Origin of the sequence: Citrobacter sp. S46_ASV_140, from assembly GCF_018919545.1 — a bacterium.
Taxonomy (GTDB): domain Bacteria; phylum Pseudomonadota; class Gammaproteobacteria; order Enterobacterales; family Enterobacteriaceae; genus Citrobacter; species Citrobacter braakii.
The window spans coordinates 1-2,806 of record NZ_JAHLRC010000230.1; the positions used below are offsets into that span (position 1 = coordinate 1).

General features: G+C 53.8%; 4 protein-coding genes and 1 pseudogene. All 5 read left to right on the plus strand.

From position 1 onward, the window contains the following. A pseudogene (locus tag KQJ19_RS23210) lies at positions 1–625 on the plus strand (mannose-6-phosphate isomerase); the annotation flags it as partial. Between the two features lie 4 nt (positions 626–629). Further along, on the plus strand, positions 630–1,058 hold the full coding sequence (locus KQJ19_RS23215; protein WP_216404245.1) for a PTS fructose transporter subunit IIA: 429 nt from the start codon (positions 630–632) through the stop codon (positions 1,056–1,058). Positions 1,059–1,069: 11 nt separating this feature from the next. After that, a complete protein-coding gene (locus KQJ19_RS23220) occupies positions 1,070–1,564 on the plus strand; it encodes a PTS sugar transporter subunit IIB (protein ID WP_003837349.1) in 495 nt (164 codons plus the stop codon). A gap of 10 nt (positions 1,565–1,574) precedes the next feature. Further along, positions 1,575–2,375 (plus strand): PTS sugar transporter subunit IIC, encoded by an 801-nt coding sequence (locus KQJ19_RS23225; RefSeq protein WP_046276031.1) that lies wholly within the window; start codon positions 1,575–1,577, stop codon positions 2,373–2,375. Next, the coding region (locus tag KQJ19_RS23230; RefSeq protein ID WP_216404246.1) for a PTS system mannose/fructose/sorbose family transporter subunit IID at positions 2,375–2,806 on the plus strand (432 nt) is incomplete at its 3' end. The genes KQJ19_RS23225 and KQJ19_RS23230, both read left to right, overlap by 1 nt.

The window sequence follows — 2,806 nt, forward strand, 5'->3', positions numbered from 1 at the left end:
GGATATGCTCGACGACCTCCGGGCCGCGGGTCGTGGCGAAAAAACCTTTGATGATGAACGATTCGTTAACCAGATCCCCGCACATAAACACGATCACTTCCTGATCCCCGCCGGAACCGTACACTGTTCGGGTGCAGGAACCATGGTGCTGGAGATCAGCGCAACGCCCTATATCTTCACCTTCAAGCTGTGGGATTGGGGCCGCTTAGGGTTAGACGGCTTACCGCGTCCGGTGCATCTGGATCACGGTCAGCAGGTTATTGACTGGCAGCGCGACACGCAATGGGTGCACGACAACCTCGTCAACCGTATTGAACCCCTGGCTGAAGGAGAGGGTTGGCGGGAAGAAAGAACCGGAATGCACGAACGCGAATTTATCGAAACGCGTCGCCATTGGTTTACGGCACCGGTCACTCACCATACCCATGGCGGCGTCAACGTCCTGAACCTGGTCGAAGGTGCGCAGGCCGTTGTTGAAAGCCCGAGCGGTGCGTTTCCCCCGTTTGTCGTCAACTATGCAGAGACCTTTATCATCCCTGCCGCCGTCGGAGAATATCGTATTTCGCCGTTTGGCAAAGGCATCGGTCAACAGCTCGCCACGATTAAAGCCTGGGTTAGAGGATAAGCACATGATTAACGTAATTGTTGCCACCCATGGTCCCCTGGCGGACGCGCTTCTCGCCAGCGGTCGTATGGTTTATGGAGAATTACCGCATGTTTACCCCGTCACGCTGAGTGAACAGGCAGGTATCGAAGGGTTTAAAGAGACGTTCTCTCAGGTTCTCACCAGTGCCGGAAAAGACGCTGACGGCGTACTGGTGCTGTGTGACATGCAAAGCGGTACGCCGTGGAATGTCGCCTGCCATCATGCTTTTTCTTCACAAACGGTTCCTCCCGTTGCCGTCGTAGCGGGGGTCAATTTCCCGATGCTGTTACAAAGCGAGGATATTTGCCATTTAACGGATGTTCACGCCGCAGCCGTCGAGCTGTTGGCGCTGACGATACCCACACTGATTAAAGCCGCCCCGGTTTTATCCGTTCAGTCCGACGATTTTTAAAGGAAAACACTATGAGTATTTCTTTTGTACGTATCGATGACCGCGTAATCCATGGGCAGCTCGTGACACGTTGGGCCAAAGAGCTGCCCTGTGATGGGATCGTCGCTATAGACGACGCCGTCGCGGCCGACCCTTTGCTCTCTTCGGTGATGAAAGGCGCCGTACAGGACACCAAAGTTTGGTTGTTTGATACGGCCACCGCGATTGAAAAATTGCCAAAAGTCATTGCCAGCGAGAAACGTTATTTCGTCATTGGCAAATCACCCGTCACGCTCAAACGCATTGAAGAAGCAGGTATCAGCCTGAAAAATGCCAACGGCAAGATTAATGTAGGTCCGATGAGCGCGCGTGCTGATACCACCACCATCGGCCCGAATCAGTCGGTCAACGGGGATGAAATTGCCGCCTTTGACTGGCTGACGCAACATGGGCACCTGGTTGAGTTTCGCCTGGTTCCTGATGCCAGTTGCTACAGCTGGCAGGACGCACGTCAGAAGCTGAAATAAGGAGCGCACGATGATTATCGAAGCTACGTTGATTGGCATACTTTGCTATCTCGGCGCCCTCAGCAGTCCCTGGCTTCTGGGGCTGACCGGCGGCTGGTATCTGATCACCCGCCCGCTGATTTCCGGAATGCTGGTCGGGATTATTCTCGGCGACATTAAAACCGGGATCATGATTGGCGTCGCGGTTCAGGCGGTATATATCGCGATGGTAACGCCTGGCGGTTCGATGCCGGCCGATCTCAACTTTGTTGCTTACCCCGCAATCGCTTTAGGGATCCTTTCAGGAAAAGGCCCCGAGGTCGCGGTCGCGCTGGCTGCGACCATCGGTATCGCCGGAACCATTTTGTTTAACGCGATGATGGTACTGAACTCCTTCTGGAATCACCGGGCAGATGTGGCGCTGGAACGGGGTGACGAACGCGGTATTTACCTGAACAGCGCCATCTGGCCACAGGTGACAAACTTTGTCCTGCGTTTTGTACCAACTTTTATTGCGGTTTACTTCGGCGCGCAATACATCAGCGGTTTTATGGACAGCTTGCCGAAAATAGTTCTGTCAACGATGAACGTACTGGGCGGCATTTTACCCGCCGTCGGGATCGCGATTTTGCTGAAGCAGATCATCAAAAACTACACCATGCTGATCTACTTCCTCGTCGGTTTTGTCTGCATCGTATTTTTAAAACTCAACATGGTCGCGCTGGTGATCGTCGGTTCGCTGTTGGCGTTGATCCATTACAACTACAAACCGGAACCGCCGCAGGCCGCGAATGCAAAGTCGGTAGCCGATGATGAGGAGGATGAATTCTGATGGAAGAACGTACACTTACGCGTAAAGATCTTCGCCGCTGCTGGCGCGCATGGATGATGCACAACTTGTCATCGATGAGTTTTGAACGTCTGGAATCTTTTGGCTTTTGTTTGAGTATGCTTCCGGTGGCGAAAAAGCTCTATCCCGACGCAGCCCAACGTACTGAAATGCTGCGCCGTCATGCCTCGTTCTATAATACGGAACCCCAGATAGGCGCGATCGTAAACGGTATGGTGCTAGGGCTGGAGGAGAAAAAAGCGAACGGTGAGCCGATCGATGGGGAGACCATCAATACCCTGAAGGTTGGCCTGATGGGCCCTATTGCCGGGATCGGCGATTCAATGATCCCTGGCATGCTGATCCCTATCCTGCTCAGCATCGGCATGGCCCTGGCGGCCGGCGGTAACATTCTCGGGCCGCTGTTTTATACC